14 protein-coding genes are annotated in these 25,433 nt (G+C 49.4%); 11 read left to right on the forward strand and 3 right to left on the reverse strand.

The features are described from left to right. Positions 1 to 14 precede the first annotated feature (14 nt). On the reverse strand, positions 15 to 3,446 hold the full coding sequence (locus tag M3194_RS24110; RefSeq protein WP_251656647.1) for an S-layer homology domain-containing protein: 3,432 nt from the start codon (positions 3,444 to 3,446) through the stop codon (positions 15 to 17). 555 nt (positions 3,447 to 4,001) lie between these two features. On the opposite strand from M3194_RS24110, the gene M3194_RS24115 reads away from it, so the two are divergent. From M3194_RS24115 to M3194_RS24140, 6 genes are all read left to right on the forward strand, one after another. After that, positions 4,002 to 4,460, forward strand: a complete 459-nt coding sequence (locus tag M3194_RS24115; RefSeq protein WP_251656648.1) for a hypothetical protein — start codon at positions 4,002 to 4,004, stop codon at positions 4,458 to 4,460. 54 nt (positions 4,461 to 4,514) lie between these two features. Beyond that, positions 4,515 to 4,985, forward strand: coding sequence for an SRPBCC family protein (locus M3194_RS24120; protein WP_251656649.1), 471 nt, complete (start codon positions 4,515 to 4,517; stop codon positions 4,983 to 4,985). Between the two features lie 346 nt (positions 4,986 to 5,331). Further along, positions 5,332 to 6,126: an endonuclease/exonuclease/phosphatase family protein gene (locus M3194_RS24125; protein ID WP_251656650.1), complete on the forward strand. Its 795-nt coding sequence runs from the start codon at positions 5,332 to 5,334 to the stop codon at positions 6,124 to 6,126. A gap of 86 nt (positions 6,127 to 6,212) precedes the next feature. Further along, a complete protein-coding gene (locus M3194_RS24130) occupies positions 6,213 to 6,515 on the forward strand; it encodes a Dabb family protein (RefSeq protein ID WP_251656651.1) in 303 nt (100 codons plus the stop codon). Positions 6,516 to 6,819: 304 nt separating this feature from the next. Continuing rightward, positions 6,820 to 7,848, forward strand: a complete 1,029-nt coding sequence (locus M3194_RS24135) for a LacI family DNA-binding transcriptional regulator (RefSeq protein WP_285889531.1) — start codon at positions 6,820 to 6,822, stop codon at positions 7,846 to 7,848. A 287-nt stretch (positions 7,849 to 8,135) separates the two neighbouring features. Next, positions 8,136 to 10,985: a fibronectin type III domain-containing protein gene (locus M3194_RS24140; RefSeq protein ID WP_251656653.1), complete on the forward strand. Its 2,850-nt coding sequence runs from the start codon at positions 8,136 to 8,138 to the stop codon at positions 10,983 to 10,985. 47 nt (positions 10,986 to 11,032) lie between these two features. Here M3194_RS24140 and M3194_RS24145 read toward each other — a convergent pair whose 3' ends face one another. Next, the gene (locus M3194_RS24145; RefSeq protein ID WP_251656654.1) at positions 11,033 to 12,328 is read right to left on the reverse strand and encodes a Gfo/Idh/MocA family protein; all 1,296 of its coding nucleotides are present in this window, start codon (positions 12,326 to 12,328) and stop codon (positions 11,033 to 11,035) included. A gap of 28 nt (positions 12,329 to 12,356) precedes the next feature. Next, complete coding sequence (locus M3194_RS24150) at positions 12,357 to 13,892, reverse strand: glycoside hydrolase family 31 protein (protein WP_251656655.1); 1,536 nt, start codon at positions 13,890 to 13,892, stop codon at positions 12,357 to 12,359. A 244-nt stretch (positions 13,893 to 14,136) separates the two neighbouring features. On the opposite strand from M3194_RS24150, the gene M3194_RS24155 reads away from it, so the two are divergent. The 5 genes from M3194_RS24155 (at position 14,137) to M3194_RS24175 (ending at position 25,419) form a co-directional block, all read left to right on the forward strand. Beyond that, positions 14,137 to 15,480: an ABC transporter substrate-binding protein gene (locus tag M3194_RS24155; protein ID WP_251656656.1), complete on the forward strand. Its 1,344-nt coding sequence runs from the start codon at positions 14,137 to 14,139 to the stop codon at positions 15,478 to 15,480. 70 nt (positions 15,481 to 15,550) lie between these two features. After that, complete coding sequence (locus tag M3194_RS24160; RefSeq protein ID WP_251656806.1) at positions 15,551 to 16,426, forward strand: carbohydrate ABC transporter permease; 876 nt, start codon at positions 15,551 to 15,553, stop codon at positions 16,424 to 16,426. A 20-nt stretch (positions 16,427 to 16,446) separates the two neighbouring features. Further along, positions 16,447 to 17,277 carry a carbohydrate ABC transporter permease gene (locus M3194_RS24165; RefSeq protein ID WP_251656657.1) on the forward strand — a complete coding sequence of 277 codons (831 nt, stop codon included), beginning with the start codon at positions 16,447 to 16,449 and terminating at the stop codon, positions 17,275 to 17,277. 78 nt (positions 17,278 to 17,355) lie between these two features. Further along, positions 17,356 to 23,760, forward strand: coding sequence for an S-layer homology domain-containing protein (locus M3194_RS24170; protein WP_251656658.1), 6,405 nt, complete (start codon positions 17,356 to 17,358; stop codon positions 23,758 to 23,760). Positions 23,761 to 23,892: 132 nt separating this feature from the next. Further along, positions 23,893 to 25,419: an ABC transporter substrate-binding protein gene (locus M3194_RS24175; protein ID WP_251656659.1), complete on the forward strand. Its 1,527-nt coding sequence runs from the start codon at positions 23,893 to 23,895 to the stop codon at positions 25,417 to 25,419. Positions 25,420 to 25,433 lie beyond the last annotated feature (14 nt).

The raw sequence follows: 25,433 nt of genomic DNA on the forward strand, positions 1-25,433 counted from the left end.
TTCTGTTTACGCTTTTACTTAGCCAGATATTCGACGAACCTTACAAAGATAGTGGCTACTTCGGCGCGGGTGGCGGTGGCGTTGGGGTCAAAGAGGTTGTTCGGCTTGCCTGATACAATGCCGATGCCCTGCAGCGCCTGAACGGCCTCCAATGCCCATGAGCTGATCTCACTCTCGTCCGCGAAGGAGTTAGTTTGGCTTTCAGGTATCTCATAGCCCTTGTACTTCATGTAGTTGTACAGGATCACCAGCATCTGCTCGCGTGTCATCGGTGAATGGGGATCAAACAGGTCTGCGTTTATACCGTTGACTATGCCGCTTTCGGCCGCCCACTCGACTGCCGCCGTGTACCATTGCCCGTCCGTCACGTCGCTAAAGCGGGAACTCGTGTAGCCGGAGCGGTTTACTTTCTCAAGATTGGCTAGTACCTGCACGAACATCGCGCGCGTCATTGAGATGCCCGGTGAGAACGTCGTGGACGTCGTGCCGTTGAAAAGACCGTAGGTGTAGGCGAAGTTTACGTAGCTGTAGAACCAGACGTCCATGTTGACATCCCTGAAAGGATTGCCCGACATCACGAGGAAGCCCAGCGGGGTGTCGTCATCGAACACAAGCTCCGTACCCTCATGGATGTTCAGCGACTTGCCGCCGGGTAGTATCACTTCGGCGCTCTTGCCCGCCGGAATGGTCACCTTATCGTTTGAGTCTATTGTTGTGCCTTCGGGCACCTTAATTTTCGTCCCACCCTTGATCGCGATCTCGCCGCCGCCGGGTAGGGTGGTGTTGCCGTTTTTGTCTGTGACCGCGGGCTTATCCTTAGGTGTATTCACAGTGTAGTTCGACTTCGATCCCGCGTCTGTCCCGTTGCCCGTATTTCCGCTGTTGCCATCAGAAGGAATGGGCACAGTAGGAGTTGTCGTCTTCGTCGGCGTAGCCGTTGAACTGATCTCCGCGCCTTCGCCCTTCGCATTTACCGCAACGATCTTGAAGGTGTAGGCTTGGTCGTTTGTCAGGCCCGTGAAGGTATATTTGGTCTCTGCCGCACTCAGTGTGACTAGCGTCACGCTGCCGTACCAGACCTTGTAACCCAATATCGCGCTCCCACCGTCGTCAGCCGGAGCAGTCCAGCTTAATGTGACCTGTCCGTCGCCCGCCGTTGCTTTGAAGTCGCCCGGAGCACCGGGCCCGTCCGTTTTTCTCTGCGCGAACATCCAATCAAAGACGTCTGTGTAGTCATTGTTCCAAGCCGGCAAATTAGGGGACTGCGCCGTGGGAGCTATGCTCCAAGTCCCCATCGTTATCTGGTTGTAAAGAACCGCAGCTTCAACCTCGTGCGCTATATAATCAGGCAGGGCAGGTGTGTTGTTCGGATTCGGCCTCTGACTCGGCTGATCATATTGATTGTAGGGCCATGTAAGAGCCTCATTGCTCTCAAAGCGGGAAGCTCTCGCGTTGGTCATTTTCGGCATATTGGTGTTTATGAAGGTAGCGAGGTTAGTCTGGTATATTCCAACGTTATTAGCATTGATAAACATCCAATAGGCCAGTTTGGCGTGAGCGTCGTTGGTGCTCGCGTTCGGTGATCCGTTTACCGGAGACATAGGTGCTGCGGCCGCGAAGAAGCCGGGGAAGTCGTTAACTAAGGTGTTCGTATACAGGCCACCCCATGAGAAGCCGGCCACGTAAATACGGTTAGGGTCTACTGCGCCGCTTGCAACCAGGTCATCTATAACCTTCTTAACATTGGCTGTGGAGGGAGTAGATACGCCATTATAGGAAATATTCAGGATATGGCTGGCGTATTTTTTGGGATTTTCATCCATTTTCTTCATTAAAGCGACCGAGCCATTGGCGGATTTCATGGCCGCTTTGGGGTCTGTTTCAGCGTTTGTGCCGCCGCGTGACCTGCCGTGGGTATAGACATACAGCGGCAATCGTTGCACCACATTACCGTTGCCATCCTTGTGAAGGTAGAGCGCGCGATTGACCGAATCGCCCGTAGGTGTTGTAAACTTGTCAAGGATCGGATTCACAACTTTGTCCTGTTCAAAAACCACGTTGCGAAGCGAACTCCCATCTGTTAGTTGGATCTCGTCGTTCTGGACGATGTTGTAAACTTGCTTTGTCGAATTACTGTTGCCGTCCAGCGTTATATTGCCGCCGCTCTCTGAATAAAACTCAAACTCAACTACGATGTAACGGCCGCTTGCCAGTCCTTCCAGATAATCCGGTGAATGGCTTACCGTCCCCAGATAGCCGCGTACCTTTGGTTCGTTGTTGGCGTATACCCTTGTGATCTTGCGCGTCCCTTCAAAGGTCACCGAGTCGCCGCTGAGGGTCGTGTTCCTAGCCGAGACGGTAAACAAGCCCGGTTTAAGCGCGGAGCCTAACGCCGCCTTCCCATCGCCTAAGTCAATGATGACGGCCGTCGTGTACTCGCCACGGGCGAAGTTGTCATTCCATACGATAAAGGGAAGCTGCTTCGCGTTCGGATCGTTTTTGAATGTCACGTGAATGGTATGGTCAGCCTCTACATTTGCAAAGGTATAAGTGCCAGCAGTTAGAGTCACCGCCTCGCCGTCTACCGTTACGGTATCCACAATTTTGCCGTGATTGGGGGTAAACGTAAATGGTTTGCTTGAGCCCTTAGCAAGTCTCAGAACATCGCCGGGTGGGTCCGGCGTTATTATACCGCCCGGTCCCGCCGTGGCGGTGATTGAGAATCTGGTGTCCGCTTCATTGGCTGAAGTGAGCTGCAGGCTGTCTGTAAATGAAGCATCGCTGGAATAACCCGCGTCCGGAACTCCGAAAGAGGAAACGACTTCATAGCGATCACCGCCCTTTTCCGTCGAGTTATTGATATAGACCTCAAAGGTAAGCTTGCCTTCCTGTAAGGTCAAGGTTCCTTTGGGTATTCTCATCTCCACGATATATCCTGTATCCGTGATCTGGGTCCACGCAGCTCTGCCAGGAGCGGACTGTCCTGAAAACACGCCCGTCGCGCTGACACGCCATTGGTTTGAGCCTCCGGATCCATTGCCGACATAAAACTCCAGGCTGTCGTACTGGTAATCTCCGCCGGCTCCCTGATATAGATTGCTGTCCTTCACAACTACGCGGGCATACAGGTAGTCGTGGTCCCAAAGGATTCTGGCTGTGCCCGTGGCATGGGGTCTGGGGTCGTCGGGTACAGTGCTTTTGTTGATGGGATGTTCCATTGTCAAGGCCCACAGTGGGTCGTCTGACCCGAGTTCGGGAGTTCCGAAAATGGCGGTCGGCGTTTCATTCGCCTGCAAGCTTGTAAGAGTTGTAGAACTGAGGTCGCCATCAAGTGCTTCTGCGTAATCCATGTTGTCAGTGGCGGCGGCAAAGCTGGCAGGCATTAACGACGCCACCATTACCAAGCAACAGAGGAACGCGAGCATTCTGCCAAATCGTTTTGACATCAAATGAAAATCCTCCTTATTTTTCGATCCGGTGCGCCCACGGCTTACCCGCATCGTATTCGGACACATTGTCAATTTGACAAACGCCCAACTATAAGGATGTGGTATATTTACGAGGTTTTCAACCTGTCAAAATATAGAATCTTTGGAAACGCTTGCTCCGAGAAATCTTTAATAATAATCATGATTCAATTCAAATAGATGCTGATGGTAAATTGGCTTATTTATCTCAGATTCAAGGCGAAATGCTACGATTTCGTTGTTCCATAAATCCTTGATAACACATAAATAGAAGAGGCTGATCAGAAAATGCCGTATTAAAAACACGGAATAAGAAAACTTGTTGAATCAGATGTAATTCCGTACGATTTTCTAGGAAGCAAACCATAAAAACATATAACTCATTGAAGTAACGGAGAACGAGTTCAGCTATCCAGGAGCAGTTTGCCACCACGGCAGCTGCTCTTTTTTTAAAGCTTGAGGGCAGTTTCGCGCAACAATTGATTACATTTTGCGTCCTAATTTATGGGAAATTCACGAAAGGTGGTGACGCATTTGAAGAAAATTTATCTGCGGTGTTCTATAACTGTTTTATTGTTTATTGCAGCTCTTATTGTTTGGAACTTGCAAAGAGAAGAATCAATAAATCGTCAGGCTAAGATTCAAATTGAAGCGGCACTACATGCTGGTATCGTGGACATTGCGCTAGCTGCGCCAAGAGAGTATTTAAAAGAGAATAATGCTTTTTATCCTGTTATTTCGCCGTTTACCGCTTCCCAAGAAGATAAAGCTAAACTATATGATATGGTGTTTAGTAAAATTAACGAGGATGCAAACTCCCCAATTTCTAAAATAGTAGAAGTCGACTTACATGACGACCTTGGTTATATTTCAGCTAGAGCAAAAGTTCAACATAAAAACTTGTTTGGCATGACGAAAACAAAGAGTTATGGAGCATCTGAACCGGTTCCAGCATTTGTTGCAAAGACCGGAAAAGAAGAAAAGATAATCTAAACGGTTATTCAATTAACGGGAGTTCAGTTTTTTTTCGCCAAAGAGGTGTCTAATATGATTACAGTCACAACACAAACTGAAATTAATGCTCCTATTGCATTTTGTTTTGATTTGGCTAGAGATATTGAAATTCATACTCAAACAGTTTGGAAACATACAAATGAGACGGCGATAGGTGGAAGAACAACGGGTTTGATAAGTATAAATGAAACCGTTACATTTCAGGCAACTCATTTCATGATCAGACAAAGGCTAACCTCTAAAATTACTGAATATCAAAGGCCTTATCACTTTTCTGATGAGATGTTGAAAGGTGCATTTAAAAGTATGAAACACAAACATGAGTTTGAAGAACGAAATGGAATAACAGTAATGAAAGACACATTACTATTTGAAGCTCCCCTTGGTTTACTTGGACGGGCCATAGAGAAAATAATTCTTAAGAAGTATATGAGATCTTTTTTGGAATATAGGAACGAAAAGTTAAAACAAATAGCTGAAGAAGGAATATTGAACTTTATTTGAATGGATTTGATCGGGCCTCTGTTAAATAGAAGCATTTTGTTAGGACACTTTAGCGTAATCACACGATACAGCAATGACACTAAAATCTGGCGGATTTTAGGTGGATTTATTGGATTAATTTTAGTGGTCTTGTGGAAATACCTTTGTCGGTTCGTAAACAATGCTGCTTCTAGCCAAAGCGAAAAGGCGTATTCTGGCGAGCTGAACTCATGTGAGACATTATGCACTTTCTTAGGTTGGTGAAAACGATGTAAAATATAGGTGGATGTAATCGTTTTTGTTTTCCATGGCATTATATTAGGTTCAGTGTACTATTGAAAATAATAGAAAAGAGGACTGCATAGTTATGTTAGAAATCTCTGTTATGACTTTCAATTTGCGCTATCCAGAAATCAATGATGGCTCCGATTATTGGCCGGAACGAATCGACCGAGCTACCGCCGTTATCAAAGAACATCATCCTATGCTTATCGGTACGCAGGAAGGTTACCACTCGATGCTCAAAGATTTGGGGACTCAATTGAATGAATATGATTGGGTCGGGCAAGGTCGATTCGGGGAGCATGAGAATGAGCACAATGCCATTTTTTATAACCGCGAAGAATTAACAATGGAAGAAAACGGACAGTTTTGGCTGTCAGAAACACCTGAGTCGGTAGCTTCGATTAGTTGGAATAGCGCGTTTCCGAGAATCTGTACGTGGGCGCGTTTCCTTCATCGAAAGTCAGGCAAGTCCTTCTATTTTTACAACACTCATCTGGATCATCACAGCCAGGAAGCGAAAGATCTTGGGATTCAAAAAGTATGGGAATACATGAATATGAAGCGCGCTTTAGATGGGCTTCCGGCGTTGCTTTCAGGGGATTTCAACTCGGTTCCTAGTGAATTCCCGATTCGCTTTTTGCGAGGAGAGATTGAGGTTGACGGCAAGAAAAGCGATTTGAAGGACGCTTATTCTCTGGTCAAAGGGAATCCGGGTCTTACATTCCATGGCTTTAAAGGCGGCAATTCGGGAGAACCGATCGACTATATATTTGCTACCGCCGAATTCGAACTCTTGAAGGTGCAGATCGATCGCTGCCAAATAAACGGTGGCTATCCTTCGGACCATTATCCAGTTGTGGCGAACTTCCAATTCTAGGAATGATCTACGGATTAAAAGTTACATAATGGCGATAAATGGATAACATTTGATAACCAATTGAGAATATATGGGGGTAAAAAGCTATGTACGAACATCTCGTCGTTTTCAAGTTTAATAGTAATGCCACACCTGCCAAGCAACAGGAGCTGCTGGGTCAATTGCTGGGGTTCCAGGATCGTATCCCCGGAATTCTGGATATAAGTGCAGGCCTCAATGAAACGGAGGAAAAGGAAAACGTACACGGCTACACGCTAGGATTACGGGTTACATTCGATAGCCTTGAATCGCTTCGTTCATATGGACCACATCCTGTCCATCAGGAATTTGTAAAATCACTAGACGGATTGCTGGAAAATGTTATAGTCGTTGATTACCCAAAGGTCTAGTTCGCCTTTAAAGAGAAGCGCTAGCCTAATTCGTATATGGTAGATGTTTATAATTTTTTATAATGGCTATACTGTAAAAATAACTATCGATTGTGTTTAACTGATATTCATGACTAAACTGTGCAAGTCGGACCGTCTGAAGGTGCTGACAAAGAATATACATTAGATCAACGATAAAGAAGCCGCCAAGGCATTGTGCCCTGGCGGTTTCTTGCTTTTACAATTCAGATTCTATGGCTCATGATTGACTGGATAAGATAAGAAACGATATAATTTCCTTATTGTGCAAAAATTTTCTTAAGAATTGGAGGGGGCTCGTATTAAACTAAAAGAAATTGCAAAAAAAGCAAATGTTTCGATTAGCACGGTTTCCAGAATTATAAACAATCAGGGCAATTTCAGCGAGGAGACTCGCAGAAAAGTATTGGATATTGCGAACGAGCATTTAAAACCGGGGATCGCTCCCTCCAAGCAGGTAGGCATATCCTATAATATAGTCGTCATCGTACCGGGCAATAACGACTTTTTCGATAATGACCCTTCTACCTCTGCGGACCTCAATCACTTAAAGGATGAATTTGAAGCATACGGTCATCAGATTCATATCGTAAAGCATTACACGGACTTGCAGTCCTCTCCGGCCTATAAGCTTTTGAGCGAGGAAAAAGTGGACGCGGCCATCATATTTGACCCTTTTGCGGGCGATAAGCTGTTTGAAGAATTTAATAGGCTCGGAATCCCGTATGTGTTTACGAATGGAAGAACCTATACGAGCGGTCAGAACTATATTGACTACGATAACCGGAAAGGCGCCTATGAGGTGATTCGATATTTGCACCGATTAGGCCATCGGAAAATCGGGATGATTGCGGGGCCAAAGAATCATCTGGTGAATTTAAACCGGCTGGACGGGTGCAAAGACGCCTTTCGCGATTTAGAACTGTCGTGGAACGACGCCAATGTCTTAATGGGGGCATTTGATCCTGCGCACGGTTATGAGGCAGTAAAGCAATTAATGTCGGAGCAGCCGTCTATAACGGCGATATTCGCCTTTAACGATATCATCGCTTACGGGGCGATGAAGGCGTTGGCGGAGATGAACCTCCGCATTCCCAAGGACGTGTCGCTGGTTGGCTTTGATGATCTTAAGCTGTCGGAGTTTATGGTGCCGCCGTTAACGACCGTACGAAGATTTAGATACGACATAAGCTCAATCATCGTAAAAGTGCTGACGGAATTGATAACGAACAAGAATATTTCGGAAGTGTACATTAGTTTAAAGACCGAGATCATCGAGCGGGAGTCTTGCTCAAAAGTGGCGGGCAAGCATTAATACGCTCTCTCGCGAAGGGATCGCAAATAGCCGTTCTCAGGTAATGATTATCTGAGGGCGGCTATTTGCGTTTTTCTTATTGTGGCTGCAGCTGCCGACGGAATCTGTGATTGACGAAGTAAACGCTGGTAGAATATACTAAGAGCGCAAATAAATTGCGCAATTTATTTGCATAAAATTTACTACCGCGGGAGGGATGATTGATGAGAAGCATGGGTTCGAGGTCAGTCTTGAAAGCGTTTACTGTTTTATTGTCGTTTGTTTTATTGACAGGAGGTTCGTTTGCATTGCCGTTTCCTGATAAGGCATCAGCAGCTGTTGGTCCAATTACGGTTAACTTAACGGAAACGCCTGAGGCGTTCAAGAATCCCTTGAAGGGATTCCGGCCAACCCGGTTCATGAATGACACCGGTTTTTCCAATCATGAATACGGGACCGTGTTTAAGCACTACATCAAATACACGGATTTGGAGAATGCGGCTTCCGATTCCGTTCAGAAGATCAAGGATTGGAGCAATACCGCTTGGGCAGGGATTGAAAGCCAGAATAAAAAGGTCATTCCCCGCGTATTCATCGTCTATCCAAACGGTGGGGAGTATTGGCCGCAAGGCGTTCCTCATGGAGACGTAACGACGCAGTGGACAACGGAAACCTTGAAGAGCCGTCTGACAGCCATTATCCAGAAGCTTGGTCAAGCTTGGGATAATGATCCGAGAGTTGCTTATATCGAGCTGGGTTTATGGGGGAACTGGGGAGAGCATCATATTTGGCCGGATAAGCTGGCCGACGGGACGGACCGGATGCCGCTCACCTTCCAGACCGCGTTAGGCGACGCGGCTTCGCAGGCTTTTCAGAACAAGAAGGTCCAGGTGCGCTATCCCGATACCTTCACCAATTATAACTTTGGCTTCCTGTGGGACTCATTCGCATTAATCGATGACCTGTCGGGCGGGGAAGGCATCGTTGCAAGAAACGTATGGAGAACGCAAGTGAACGGCGGCGAGGTTGCCTACGATTGGGGGCAAAAGCAAATTCAGCCGGGTGATTCCCCGAATGACACGTTAAGCGATCCGAACCATCGGAACTATGTGATCGACTGGATCAAAAAAACACATACAACAAGCTTGGGATGGATTGATCTGTACGATGCAGGCAATTCTGCCGTCTCGCAAGGCGCTGCCTTGATGCAGAAGGAATTCGGCTATCAATTCGTCATCAACCAGGCTACTTATTCCGGCAGCGTGCAGCCCGGCGGGGCGATGAACGTATCCTTCTCGGTGGTGAATAAAGGTTCGGCGCCATTCTATTATAACTGGCCAGTGGAAGCCAGCTTGCTGAGAAGCGACCGTACCGTAGCTTGGAAGGGCCTCTTCAATGGCGTGGACATACGGAACTGGATGCCGGGTGACGATTGGAACGCCGCGACGCGCCAATACAATCAAGCGCCAGCCGTGCAACAGGTTTCGGGGGCTTTTGCCATTCCGTCCAATATGCCGGCGGGAACCTACACCTTGGCGCTTTCCATATTGGATCCATACGGCTATAAGCCAAGCGCCAGATTTGCCAACACGAACTATTATACGGGCGGCAGAACACCGCTTGGCAAAGTGGGTATCGGCATGGATCCCGCGGATCAGAACATTGGACCTTTCGATCAGCTGAAGCCGGATAATACATTGTCTTATAGCTTGACCCAAACGGCTTATGATGGCGGCTACAGCGGCGGGGGAAGCACGGATACTCAAGCTCCGAGCGTTCCGGGTAATCTGGCGGTAAGCGGTACGACGTCAAGCAGCGTCAGCTTGACGTGGTCGGCTTCAACCGACAACGTAGGCGTGACCGGCTATGATATTTACCGCGGAGGAGTATTGGCAGGCTCTGCGACAGGTACGACTTTTACCGATACCGGCCTAAATCCTAGTACGAATTACGCCTATACCGTTAGAGCCAAGGATGGAGCGGGCAACGTATCCGGCGCAAGCAGCTCCGTAAGCGCGACAACTAACGCTTCCGGCGGAGGCGGTAATCAGGCGGCCTATGAAGCAGAGGCTGCGGCGAATACGCGAACCGGAGCGGCGGTCGTGTCCTCGTGCAGCACCTGTTCGGGAGGCTCGAAAGTAGGGTATGTCGGCAATAATGACGGTACGCTCCAATTTAACGGAGTAAGCGCGTCAGCGGCGGGAACGTATACGATGACCGTGTCTTATCTCAGCGGCGAGGCGCGTTCCGCTCAAATACGCGTTAACGGCGGATCGCCTGTTACGCTTAACCTGCCAAGCACGGGAAGCTGGACTGCCATTGGCACCGTTCAGACGCAAGTACAGTTGAACGCGGGCAATAATACCATCCACTTCTCTAACCCGACAGGCTGGGCGCCCGACTTTGACCGTATTCAGATTAGCGGAGGCGGCAGCGGCGGTGATACGCAGGCGCCAACTGCGCCAACCAATCTGAGCGTATCCGGCAAAACCTCCAGCAGCGTCAGCTTAGCATGGAGCGCTTCGACGGACAATGTCGGCGTTGCGCAGTATGTGATCTACAGAAACGGGAATCAAGCCGGCACGTCAACCGCAACCGGCTTTACCGATAGCGGATTAGCTGCCAACACGGCATACGCGTATACGGTGAAGGCGAAGGACGCAGCGGGCAATCTATCCGCGGCTAGCACGGGAATTAATGTAACGACAAATGCCGCGGGCGGAACCAATGCTTTGCTGCTGGATAACTTCGATAACTCGCCGAGCTGGCCGGGAAGCAATGATCTCGGCAAGTGGGCGGGCGCAAACAGCTTCGTAAACAATGCGGGAGTAATTGATTCAGGAGCATTGAAGCTGGAGTACAACAACAACGGGTGGTTGGGAACGGATATTACCCAAAACATCGGAAGCTACTCGAAGATGGTGATTCGCATCAAAGGCGCGAATGGCGGCGAGCAAAGTCATATTCAGCTCACGATCGGCGGAGTGACCAAGACGCTGGCGGATTTCAGCGGGGATACCGTTACGACAAGCTACAAGGATCTCAATATTAATCTGGCGGCAAACGGTGTTGATCGCAGCAGCCCCGGACAATTGACGATGACCTTCTGGCATGGAGGCAACAGCTCCGTCTGGATAGACGAGATTCGTTTCGAGTAAAAAATAAGGCTGGCCCGCAGTTGCGCGGGCCAGCCTTTTCGTTCTTTTTAAACAGCGGTATCGCTTGGTAAGGTTGCGCTTGGCGCAAGAGATTGACGGAAGAGCTTCATGTCTACAAGGGCGCCGCCATTGAGCCTTGAATTCTCGGCGGCAAAAGCCATTAAGTGGCTTTCCAGGGAGGCTTGCGCCGAGGTTAAGGTGCCGATATACCGTTCGTTCCGGAGGTCGGACACAAATTGCCGCATGATTCCGTCGTCGCCGCCTTGATGACCGCTCTCGCTGACGGGGATTTGAATGACCGACTGCTTGCCGGACGAGAAATCGAACAGCTCGATACGGCCGTTTAAGAGATCGCCGCGAATTTCCCCTTTGGTCCCCATGATTTGAACGATGCGGTTAATATCCCGCGTAAACCCGCTCATGCTGAACATAACGGTAACGCCGTTCTCGAATTCCATGTTTACCGTTTGATGATCGACTACATTATTATCCGTTCTGTATACGCATTTGCCGTAAGGACCGTCTATAATCGCCTTCATTCTATTTATCTCGGTAGGAGGATCCGCGATAAGTGCCGCAAAAGGATTGGATTCCGTGTCCTGCATGTAGAACCGCAATGCCGAATAGGGGCAGGAGGCTTCAACTTTGCAGCCATCCGTGCAGCGGTTGGTCGATCCTTCTGGCGCATTCTCAAGCCGGAAGTGGCTTAACGAGCCAAAGGAGCTGACCTTCGCGCAATCCGCGTCAACAAGCCAGCGAATGAGATCCATGTCATGACAAGATTTTGCCAGAATCATTGGACTTGAGAGCGTATCGTTTCGCCAGTTGCCCCGCACAAAGCTGTGAGCGTAATGGAGGTAACCGACGTTTTCGTTATGTTGAATGGACATGACGTCTCCGATGGAACCGTTACTGATAAGCTGCTTCATTTTTTCCCAGAAAGGGGTATATCGCGAAACATGGCAGATCGAGAGCAAGCGCCCCTCTTCGCGGGCTACGGCTTCCATTTCCACGCACTCGCGGGGGCTGTTCGACATCGGTTTCTCCAGAAGGACATGATACCCTTTTCTAAGAGCGGCGACCGTAGGCTCGTAATGCATCTGATCCTGCGTGCAGATAAGGAGCGCATCGCAAAGCTTGGGTTGGCTTAGCAGCTCTTCCCAGGTTGAATAGAGCTGATCCGCAGTCAGGTTTAACGCTTCCGCAAATCTCGTTCTTCTCTCCAGGCTTGGCTCCGCAACGGCGACGACCTCTACCTCGCCCGGAAATTTTTGAACATACGGCATATAGGACAGGAAACCCCGCGCTCCTGCTCCTATGACGGCAAGCTTGATTGTTTTCATCCAAAGATCACCTTCCTCGAAGCACGATTTAGATTTTTCGATACCACGGCAGCCGGGAGAGCGGCGCATGGACTTCTGCCTGAATAGGGCCTTCTACTACACTTTCGTCATCGCCGAGCCATCGGCCTTCCGGAAATTGAATCATTCGAGTCCGCTGTCCCTTCATCAAGACAGGGGCTACCAGAATGGAGTCGCCAACCATGAATTGATCCTGAACGGCATGATAGCCTTGATTCGAGAACACGAATTCCAGGCTGCGCAGGATGGGAAGTCCATCTTCCGCAGCTTGGCCCGCAAGCTCGAAGAGCAGAGGACCCAGCTTCGTCCGGAGCTGTACCGCTTCCATGCACCAGGACAATTCTTCACCGCTCAGCACTCGCCAAGGAGCCATCGAGAACTGCATGGCGGGGAATAACGCCGAGCATTGAACAAAACGGATAAACAGCTCGGAATCAAATCGGAAATCAGGCGAGTTAATATCCCCATCCATTCCTCCGCCAATCATATCCGGACAATTATAGGCATATCCCATGAGTCCTTGAGCAATAGCATTGGGGATGAGCCCCCCAAGTCCAGTCGCATCCCACGTATGCGTTTTGTCCCGCTGCCGCTGAATGAGCGCTTGCCCTCCGAGCTTCCAGCACATGCGCAGCTCGCTAAGCGCGTATCCGATTCCCAGCCGGGCATAGCATTCGCAATCCTCCATGGGGAGGATAGGACGCGACCACGCGACATCCTGCGAGACGTCATTCAGCAAGCCGGGCAGCACCGGCTCTCCTGCATCAAGCTTAAAGCCGTCAACCCCGTAATCCGCAATAAGCCTGTCTAACTGCTGCTTAAACCATGCGGATCCTTCCGCGCTTGTATAATCAACGACCGCGCTGTAGCCATTCCACCATCTTCTTAGGACAGGCGTGCCGTCGGCATGCTTCATTAAAAGGCCTTTGTCGCGTAATTGGCGGAACGTGATGCTGTCTGGGCTTACGTACGGACATACCCAAAGCATGATTTTGAATCCTAACTCGTGCAAGGAGTTGATCATTCCCGCAGGATCGGGGAATCGATGCTTCTCGAAATCCCAGGTTCCATAGTCTTGCATCCAATTATCGTCAATGATTAACACGCCTGGAGGAAAGCCGTTCCGAATAATGGATTTTGCGTAATGAAGAAGCTTCTCCTGTGTCGGTTCGTAAAACATTTCTACCCAAGTGCAGTATTGCGGAGCCGTAAAGGCTATTTGGTCAGGCGTAACGCCCGAAGGAGGGAAATGCTTCTTGGATGCGTGCCGATAAGCGCCTTGAAGAGTCTCATGCCCTTCTTCAATCTCGATCCTCTGCTCGTGATTAATCGTGAGGGTGTTCTCATTAAAGGAGAAGGCAAACGGCTCCTCGCACCAAATAGATCTTCCCCGATTAGAAAGCAATAAGGGCGAAGCCTGGTTATCATCCGTCAAACGCAAATCGCGAGAATGGGGCTGCCCGCCAAAAGGCATGAGATGCCCTTCGTTTATTACGCCTCCCCACCAGAATTCTCCCGGCTCTCTTTGCAACACCGTAATTGTCATCGCAGACACTTCCAATCTGTATTATGAAATAATTTGCGCAATTATTTATTGATATTATGGATGAATAAGGATTTGAATGCAAACCTTTTTTCATCTTAACATTTAGGCATATGATCTTAAAAATGAGGCATTTAAAGCATTTATGCAAATGGTTTAAACTAAGTGTGTAAGAGGCAAGCGGGTTTGCGGAGGATAGAGATTGCGCAAATTTTTTGCCTAAATCAATCATTAGGGGGATGTCTATATGGCGAAAAGAAACAAATTTTCATTCTTGCTTGTGGCTGTCATGATGATTTTGTCTTTAATCACTGCTGCATGCGGCAACAACTCGAACAACACGAACAACAAACCGAGTAACGATCCGGGCAATAGTGCGAGCAACAATGCCGGGGAAGCGACTGAAGCGCCCAAGAAGAACGTAACGCTTACTTACGCGATCTGGGATAAAATTCAACAGCCGGCGATGGAAGCCATCGCGACAGAGTTTACGGCTCAAAATCCGAATATTAAGGTGAAGGTCGAAGTTATCCCATGGGGCGATTATTGGACGAAAATGTCCGCTGCCGCTCCTGCTGGCACACTGCCAGACGTGTTCTGGATGCACGGAGGTCAATTTGCTACTTATGCATCCGGTAAATTCCTTGAGCCGATCACAAGCAAGGTTGAGGCTGGAGAAATCGATCTGAAAAACTATGCCGCGAATCTTGCTTCCATTTATACGCTGAACGGCGAGAACTATGGCATTCCGAAGGATTTTGACACGATTGGTTTGGCCTATAACAAAGAGCTGTTCGATCAAGCGGGCATTCCTTATCCGGACGACACTTGGACTTACGCCAAGCTGGCCGAGGTTGCCAAACAGCTGAGCCAGCCTGACAAAGGCATCTACGGTTTCGGAGCGAAGATGGACACGCAAACCGGCTATTGGAACGATATTTTGGCTAACGGCGGCAAAATTATTGCCGATGACATGAGCAAGTCGGGGTACGATGATCCGGCTGCTGTCGAAGCATTGCAAGCCCGCTATCAAATGACGGTTGACGGCGCTTCTCCAACTCATCAGCAAATGACGGATGTGGAAGCAACCGAGATGTTCAAATCCGGCAAATTGGCGATGATCTTCGACGGATCCTGGCGGATCAGCGATATTGATAGCAGCGAAATTATCAAGGGGAAATGGGATTGGGCGAAATTGCCTATCGGCAAAGCGAAAAGAGCCAATATCATTAACGGCCTCGGCAACGTGATGTCCGCAAGCGGCAAAAACAAAGAAGAGGCTTGGCTGTTCCTCAAGTTCCTGGGATCGCAAAAAGCCGCTGAAATTACGGCGCAAATGGGCGCGGCTATTCCGGCATACAACGGCACGCAGGATGCTTGGCTGACTTCCAGACCGCATTTGAATCTGAAAGTATTCACGGAGCAAGTGGCGGATGCCACTCCGTATCCAAGTGGTTCGATGGCGTATCCGGTATGGTTCGCGAAAGAGCCTGAGATTATGTCCCAAGCATGGGGCGGAGCGATCTCGGTAGAAGAGGCCGCGAAGAAGGTTGCGGAGATGATGAATCAAGCCATCGCGGACGCCAAATAAGTACCGCTTAATAGGAAGGAAATCGGGAGGCGTTCCTGCTGACGGGAGCGTCTCCGATGAATAGGGAGTGGTGAAATTGAATTCCAGAAGCAGATATGTGTGGGCCTATTTCATGATTGCGCCAACTCTCATAGGCACATTGGTTTTCTGGGGTTGGCCGGTTGTTCAATCGATTTTGCTGGGATTCCAGCATTCTTCAAATTTTGGAACCGATAACCATTGGGTTGGATTCGATAACTACGTCAAGCTGGTCCATGACGAAGAGTTCTGGCAGAATCTGCGTAACACCCTGATTTATGTAGCTATGTTTGTGCCCGTTACGCTGGTGCTCTCTACCTTGTTTGCCGTCCTGCTAAATACGAAGATCAAAGGGGTTTCCCTTTATCGCGTCATCTTTTTCTTGCCTCAAGTGACCATGCCCGCCGCGGCAGCGATGGTATGGGTTGTCTTGTTCGCCCAGGATTTCGGACTCATCAACCATTTATTGGGGACGCGTATGGCGTGGCTGTCTAATGGCCATTATGCCATGCTTGTGCTCGTTATCGTTGGCGTGTGGGGGGCAATCGGCATGAATATGCTGCTCATTCTCGCAGGCTTGCAAGGAATACCGAGATCTCTTTATGAAGCGGCGGATATTGACGGCGCCAAGCGATTCAACAAGTTTCGATTTATTACGATTCCGATGTTAACGCCAACCTTGTTTTTCACGAGCATCATTCTATTCATTGGAGCTACGCAGATCTTCGACTCGATCTATCTGATTATCGGCAAGACGAATGTCGCGCTTCCGTCGGTTCGCTCGCTTGTGTATGCCTATTACCAAAACAGCTTCATTTATAATGACCGCAACTATGGCGCGGCAATCATCAATGTGTTGCTGGTCATTAACCTTGCGCTGACAGGCATTCAGTTCGCCTTTCAGAAGAAATGGGTCCACTACGACTAAGGAAGGGGGAAGACCTAAATATGCACAGCTTAACGTCTAAGAAGATCAACCTGGTTGTTCATATCATTCTTATTATCAGCGCCATCGCTATGCTTGTGCCATTTATTTGGATGGTGCTGACTTCGCTGAAGACAACGACGGAAGCTACGCAAATTCCGATCCGTTATTTTCCGGATGCCCCCAGCTTTAGAGGTTATATTGAAGCGATCAAGCAATCGGAGTTTCCGCATTATTACATGAATACGATCATATCGGCGGTAATGAAGACCGTGTTTCCCGTTATCTTTAGTTCAATGGCGGCGTATGCTTTTGCCCGGATCCGGTTTCCGGGAAGCTCTCTGCTGTTTATCCTGATTCTATCGGTCATGATGGTGCCGAATCCCGTTTTCTATACGCCGCAATACATGATGATGAGCGAATTGGGACTCGTGAATACCGTTACCGCGCTTTGGATTGCTTCATTAATCAGCCCCTTTGCTACATTTCTTCTAAGGCAATTTTTCATGGGCATATCCAAGGAATTGGAAGAGGCCTCCGTTCTGGACGGCTGCAATCCGTTCCAAATATATTGGCATATCATGCTTCCTTTAGTCAGGTCGGCTTTGGTAGCTATCGTTATTATTCAGCTTCAGTGGGCCTGGAACGAATTGCAATGGCCGCTTATTATTAACAGCTCTCCCGAGAAGATGACCCTGTCATCCGGCATAGCTACGCTGGTATCCATGTTCGGAACCGATTACCCGGTGTTAATGGCTGGTGCCTTTATGGCGGTCGTTCCGATGATTATTCTCTTCTTTATATTCCAAAAGCAGTTTATTGAAGGGATCGCCTTCAGTGCGACAAAAGGTTAATAGGTATCCGGACTTCTGTGAGTCCGGATTGATTTGTTCGATGTTGACAGCGCTTTCAGATTTAAAAGGAGGATTTTGATGAAACCATTAGCCATGCATGAGATCAGGAGTACGTCACTCAAAGTGATGCTCGTCGTAAGCTTGTTATTGAGCACGTTCTTTGGGAATAGTCCGAGCCGAGTAAGCGCGGACCCGGCCCCAGCCCAAGCTGGTGTACCAACAAATCCATTTCCGAGCCCTGCGGTGGATAGTGCTCTAACGAAGCATGACCTGACCTATGCTCCAAGCCCGCTGGACAATCCGCTGAAAGGATTCGCGCCGTTCTATCCGTGGGAAACGGAGACTTCATTCCCCCACAGCTTGGAGTGGTATTATGTCCCGCTTAAAGCGGTGATGAATGGCCCGGATTCTTATACCTTTGACGCTGGTCTTGAACCGGCGCTGGATGCCATTGCGGCAAGAGGGAATCAGGCGGCGATTAGAGTCTATCTGGAGTATCCCGGCAAAGAGGATGCCATGCCGGCGTTTATTCGCGACAGCGGCGTTGCCATGCGTCACAACGATACGTTTGACCAAGACGAGCCGGATTATGACGATCCGTTAATGGTCGCGTATCTGACAAACTTTATTAAAGCCTTTGGCGCAAAATATGACGGTGATCCGCGTATCGGCTTTATTCATATGGGCCTCGTTGGTTTATGGGGGGAATGGCATACTTACCCTTATGATGAGGATGCTGCAGACGGATTGCCGAATTATATGCCTAGCGCGGATACCATCGAGGAGCTTTTCGGCGCCTATGATACAGCCTTCAACTACACGAAGCTGGAGGTCCGGTATCCCGGCTTGCCTGGCGCATCGGAATACAACATGGGCTACCATGACGACTCCTTTGGTTATAAGGAAGGCGATCCGCTGCAAAGCGTAACGCAGCCCGAAAGTATGGGCGGAGCCTATTATTCGTTCCTGACCAAAATGCTGGAGGCCGGATCGGAGAATAAATGGATAACGGAATCGGTTGGCGGAGAGGTGCGTCCGGAAATTCAGAGCAGCTTCTTTTCCGGCGGAGCTAACGTTGATGATGCCATGGACGATATTGAACTGACTCATGCGACGTGGATGATTAACCAGGGCGGTATCAGCAACTATGATGCTGACAATGCAGCCGTTGCCGCAGGCGTGAGAAAGATGGGCTACGATCTGAATGTGAAGAGCGCCCATTATAATGATGTTGCGCAAGGCGACCCGCTTAAGGTTGGCGTAACCATTCAAAATAATGGCGTCGCTCCCTTTGCTTATCCTTGGAAGGTAGAGCTGGGAGTGAAGAATGCAACGGGTAAGCTTGTGAAACAGTGGGATACAACCTGGGATATGACGAAGGTTATGCCATCGCAGATCAGAACGTACCCGGAATGGAATGTGGCTGGCGATCCGAAGTACGTATCATTCGGTGAACCCTATTATTTCGATGCGACAATTGCGGCTCCAGGTCTAAATGACGGTTACTATTATTTGGTTATGAAGGTCGTTAACCCGTTAGAGGCTATTAGCGGCAAGGCGAAAAAAGTAGGCTTTGCGAACACGGATCAAGACAAGGAAGGCTGGCTGAATTTGGGGCCGGTACGAATAGGGGATTGCGCAGCCCCTTGTTCCGAGCCTCCAACATCGCCGCCGGCGCCGCCAAAGCGCTTGCTCGTGGATGATTATGACGGAACGCCGGCATGGTCCGGAAGCACTCAAAATGATCTCAACCAATGGACCGGATCAAGCGGATTTGCCAATGGGAGTGGCGCCGGTGTTGTGGAGAACGGCGTTTTAACGCTGCAATATCAGAATATGTCCCGGATGGAAACGAATATCGGCCGAAATCTTGCGGATACGGGCAAACTGGTCATTCGGGTAAAAGGAGCAGCCGGTGGCGAAGAGAATCAGGTCAATATCGGCATTGGCGGCGTAACGAAAACGCTCGGTCAATTCAGCGGCGATACGGTAACGACAAGCTACAAAGACATTGTGATCGACTTGCCTAATCAAGGGGTAGATTTATCGCAGACGATCTGGAGCATTGCAATCTCCCAAGCCACGTGGGGGACGACGGGAACCATCTCTATCGATGAGATCTACTTTACGGATAAGTACGAATCGGACACGGATCCCGGTACCGATCCCGGTACCGATCCCGGCACCGATCCTGGGTCAGACAAACCGGGGCTCATAGACGATTTCGAGTCCTATGCGGATAATGCTGCGCTTGGGCAAGCATGGACGGAAGCATGGTCAGACAAACCGGGTTCGGTTACAAGAGCGCTTGGAGAGTCAAGCGGAAGCAAGGGGCTCAAGCTGTCGACTGCAATCGCGGATTCGGAATGGTCGAATATTATCCATGCCATCCCTTCCGACAAGAAAGATTGGTCGAAGTATGACGGCTTAAGCTTCTGGGTGGACAATGCAACGAACGACAATAAGGATTTCAGCTTAAATGTCGCGCTTCAAACGCCAGTCGCCAAAGGCGAGTTTGGTTTGAAGGAAGGCGGGCATGCCTTAACTATCGCAGCTGACGGAAGCTGGCATCCTGCCGCGTTTAACGGAAGCTCGCTCAATGTTCCTGCGGGATTCCAAGGCGTAGTCAAAATCTCTTGGGATCAATTCGCTCAATCCGCATGGCAGTGTGACGGTGTTCAAGCAGACTGCGCAGCCGCGCTTGATCCAAGCGAAGTAACCGGACTTCAGTTCGGATACCCGCCAGCGGGTTATAGCCATAACGTCATCACCATTGACGACATCTTGCTCTATCGGGCTGACAAAGTATTGGACGATTTCGAATCTTATGCTGACGATGCCGCTTTGCAGAGCATCTGGAGAATAGACTGGGAATCCGGAGAGCCGTCCACCCTTCGCACGATTGACCATGCGAATGTATCGAATGGCAGTCAAGCGATGAAGCTTTCCGTTACTCCTCCTCCGGGCAAACCCGTATCCGATTGGGTAAACATTAAACGCGTCGCCTTTAGCGGAGCGGATTCGGATTGGTCCGCATTTGACGGACTCACCTTCTGGGTTAATAATGTCTCGCCGACCAGCAAAAGCATGGATTTGAATCTTTCGCTTGTTACGGATGCGCCAAAGGGCGAATTTTCTTTAAAACAAGGCGGAGCCGTACAGTTCTATGATGCCGATGGCGGCTGGAAGACAACCACGCTTGGCGGAGGCTCCCTATCCGTCGCTGCCGGCTACAAAGGAATGGTTCGAATTCCTTGGAGCGCATTCGCCCAATCCGCATGGCAAGGCTGCGATGCTTGCGACGCGGAGTTCGATGCAAGCAAGGTTCTTCAAATTCAATTCGGCTTTGGCCCGAACAATCAAACGGACAATGTGCTCAGTATTGACCAGATTGGTCTCTATGCATTAGCCGGCAGAACCGGCGGATCGGGAGAAGGACCAACAACAGATCCCGTTGACCATCCAGCGGCGCCTGCTTGGGCAACGGCAGCGGGAACGGAGGCGCTAACCTATCAGCATGCACCTGTAGACAATCCGCTCAAAGGCTTCCTTCCCTTCTACGATGCAGCGGAGGAAACCTATTTCAGGGAAGGCGATGATTGGAGAGACCGGCCAACGCAATTGCCTTATAGCATGGAGTTCTTCTACTTGCCGCTTAATAAGCTGATGAACAACCTGAATGATTTTAATTGGGCGGAGCTGGACAAACGGCTTGACGCCGTCGCGTCCAGAGGCAACCAAGCCGTATTCAGGGTTTATCTGGACTATCCGAATAAACCGTCCGGAATCCCGCAATTCCTTCTGGATGAAGGGCTGGAGACTTATGCTTATTCGGAATACAACAACGGCAAGGATGCAACGAGCTTAGCGCCTAATTATAATGACGAGCATTTAATGGGAGCGTTGGACAATTTCATTCACGCGCTTGGAGCGCGTTATGACGGCGATCCCCGTATCGGCTTCCTGACAATCGGATTGATCGGTTTCTGGGGCGAGTGGCATACGTATCCTTATGACGGGAACATCAAATCACCAAATCTGATGCCATCCGACGCCAACCTGAAGCGGGTTCTTACCGATATGGATAATGCTTTTAACGAAACGCAGCTCGTCTTGCGTTATCCGATGGACAACAGCATCTTAAAAACCAAAAACTTCGACGTCGGATACCATGATGATTCCTTTGCGTTCCAGACGCTCCCGCCAAGCCTCGGCGGGCAAGGCTGGCATTTCTGGGGAAGAGTCAATGACGCAGGGGTAACGGATTTCTGGAAAACGAACAGCATGGGCGGAGAGATGAGACCGGAAATTCAATTGAAAATGTGGAACAATGATCCGCCTAAATACAATGAACCGTCGGCCCCTATCGAGGGGGCGCAAGGAGAAGATTATTACACCAGCTTGAACTTAACCCATGCCTCTTGGCTGATTACGCAAGGAATTTTCCAAACTCCTCTGGAGGCTGAACCGCTGGCAAGAGCTGCGGAAGGATCGCGGAGATTGGGCTATGAATATTACGTACCAGCCGCTTACCTGGACGCGTCGGACGGAAATCTGAAGGTAGGAGTAGAGCTGGAGAACAAAGGAGCAGCGCCATTCTACTACAACTGGAAGGTAGAGCTTGCGGCCAAATCAGACAATGGAATTGTGAAAGTATGGGAGCCGGGCTGGGATCTGAAAGACATTCTTCCGAATACGAATGGCTTTGACAACAATAAGCTGTTTGAATCGACCGGCAATCCGGCATTAAGCAACGGCAGGTATCAAATCTTGATGCGGTACGTGAATCCGCTGGAGGATATCAACGCGGACGCCAAGAAATTCCGCTTCGCCAATACGGAGCAGAATAGCGACGGGTGGCTGGAGCTGGGCAGCGTGGACGTATCGAATAGTTCTGCCGAGGCTCCAATAAGGGTTACGGGTTTAACGGCGAATACGCCAAGCCAGCTTCAATTGTCCCCTAACGCCAGCGCACAAATCAATGTTACGGTAGCACCGGCAGGAGCGGGCAATAACAGAGTGGTGTGGTCTTCGGCCAATACGAAGGTGGCCTATGTGTCTGCAACAGGCTTGGTCAAGGCTGTTGGTGTCGGTACCGCTGTCATTACGGCTAAGTCTTCCGACGGCAATCTGGAGAAGCAATTCCAAGTGACCGTTGCTTCCGATTCAGGCTCGAACCCGTCCTCTGGCGGATCAACAACTCAGCCAGGACTGGAACATACGGATAAAGGAATCAAGCTGGGGCAGGATGCGGCAACCATTGCGCGATCAACGAACGGAAACGGCATAAATGAGACAACCGCGACCGTTGACGCGAAAAAGCTTCAGGATGCCTTCCAAGCTCTTCGCAACAAACCGTCTAGCGTACAATCCAATTCCGTCATTATCGAATTGGAAAACAATGGAGGAAGCGTGAAGGTAAATATCCCGTCATCTGCCCTTGCAAATGTTGGGGATGCGCTGCCGGACGCGTCGATTCTTGTGCAGACGGATTTCGGAAGCTACAAGGTTCCCGTTAAAGCTCTAGGTTTGGCTGCTTTAGCTCAGAAGCTTGGCGCGAGCCCAGAGGAGATGACGATTCGTATCGTCATTGACAGAGTGGCAGGCAGTGCGGCGGATCTACTGGCTGCACAGGCAGGCAAAGAGGGACTGACCTTGCTTGTTCCCGCGCTGGATTACAAAATCTTTGCCCAAGCAAACGGGCAGTCCATCGAGATAACCAGCTTCGGCAGCACCTATGTCGAGAGAACGGTTATTGTGCCGGGAACCCTTGATCAAGCGAATGCGACGGCCCTTCTATTCGACCCGGTTACAGGGGCATTTACTTTTGTTCCATCGATTATTCAAGAAAACGGCGGGCATAAAGAAGTTGTCATTAAACGAAACGGGAATAGCATTTATGCGGTTGTTTCGAGTTCGGGCAGCAGAACGTTCGCTGATCTCCAAGGCCACTGGGCGAAATCGGATGTCGAATTGCTGGCCTCCAAACGAATAATCAACGGTGCTGCGCCTGACCGCTTCTCGCCGGACAAACCGATTACCCGCGCGGAATTTACGGCTATCCTTGTCCGCTCCCTTGGACTCAGCTCCTCGGATGCGAAGTCCGTTTTTGGTGACGTAGCCAAAGGAGACTGGTACGCAGACGTGATTGCAACGGCGGTTGAGGCGGGACTCATTAATGGCTACGCCGATGGTACGTTCAAACCAAATGAACAAATCACCCGCGAACAAATAGCCGTTATGATCGCAAGAGCCTTGAGCTATGTGAATAAATCCGTTCAAGTCAACGAAGATGCTCTTAAAAGGTATGCGGATAACGGCTCCGTTAGCGCATGGGCTAAACAGTCGATAGCCGAATTGCTCGCAGCTCAAATTATGAAAGGGAAATCCGAGACAACAATCGATCCGGCCGCGCTTGCAAGCCGAGCTGAAGCCGCGGTTATGATCAAACGGTTTCTGCAATTCGTCCAATTCATGAACTAAATGCCGGAAGGAATAAAGGAGCACATCGCGTAAGCGCATGTGCTCCTGTTCTATGACGGTAATCATATTCACGCTATTAGAATTAGTGTAGACTAGCATTGAGTCTCTATGGTAAAGAGGGAGCGTTATAAGATGAAGCCTATTGTTATCGGTACGGTTGCGATACTGTCCCTATCTCTTGCGTATATCCTGTTCAGCCACTATATCAGCCCGGGCTTATCCAATCCGAAAGGCTCCCATAACGCCGATGCAGCGAACAACACGGGAAAAGACGCGCCTGAATCATTTGTCACCTTGAAGGTGATTATGCCTGGCGACCAGTCGGCGCGCATGGGTGACTTCGTTGAGAACGAACTAAACGAGAGATTAAAGAAAGATTTGAATATGAATCTTGAATTGACATATATCCCATGGTCGAATTACCAGCAAAAGCTGGAGCTCGCCTTATCCACCGGAGAAGATTACGATTTGTTCTGGTATGGCGCGCCATTCGTCTCCGTCTATTACAGCAAAGGTTATATTCAACCGTTAGACGAGCTTCTGGACAAATACGGACCCGATCTGATTAAACATATCCCCGATGATAATTTCAAGCAGAACCGGATCGAAGGGAAGCTTTGGGCGATTCCGTCCCAAGCCTTTACGTCCGCCGGGAAATTCTCTTCGGTTATGGTCCGCCAGGACTTGCTGGAGAAGGTCGACATGACAGACATCAAGACGATAGCCGACTTGGAAAAATTCTATCAAAAGATGCAGGCGATAGATTCAAGCTACTACGGTTACTTGGAAACGGATCGCGGGCATGAATTGCTGTGGCGCGAATTGACGGATCGTAACTATTCATCCCTGGATGAGAGAATGTTATTTATGGTGGATGAGGACTCGGGAGAGATGCTCAGCTACGTGGAATCCGATTTATATAAGAAAGTAGCTCAGCTGCGCGAGTCATGGGTCAACAAGGGGATTATTAACAAGGACCTTGTCGGCAATCCGGCGGCGAAGATTGATCAGGAGAATGCGGGCAAGCTTCTATTCCGCGTAGGCGCGGTATCCCGAGCGATGGAAAATCTGCAGACGGCTCGGAATGCCGATCCGAATGCGAGGCTTCGCGAATATTATCTGGCAAAGGACAAGCCGAAGTACATTACGACCCCAAGCAATGAAGCCTTTATGATTACATCCGCCTCGCAAAACCCTGAACGCGCCATGATGTTCATGAATTGGATTCTGCAAAGCAAAGAAAATTATAACTTTATTATTTATGGGGTAGAGGGTAAGGATTATGAACTGGACAACGGTAAAATCAAGCAATTGACCAATGACCAGCTGATGTACGAATGGATGTGGCGGAACAAGGACTATTTCATCGCGCCTGCCAGCGTAGAAGATAACATTATCGATGATATGCTTGCCAATGACGAGAATTCCCGCATCTCCAAGCTATTCGGGTTTCATTTCAACGAGGCCTCCGTCAAGAACGAGATCGCGCAAGTCATGGCGGTCTATAAGGAAAAATTCGAGCCGATCAATTTTGGACTGGCCAGCTACGATCAATATTATGAAGATGCCCTCGCAGCTCTCAAGAAGGCGGGCTTTGACATTGTTTTTGCCGAACTGAAAAAGCAATTCTCGGAATTTCAACTCCAAGCCCGCAGCTGAGAGGACGATTGATC

It is taken from the genome of Paenibacillus glycanilyticus (assembly GCF_023715145.1).
In the GTDB taxonomy this organism is placed as follows: Bacteria; Bacillota; Bacilli; order Paenibacillales; family Paenibacillaceae; genus Pristimantibacillus; species Pristimantibacillus glycanilyticus_A.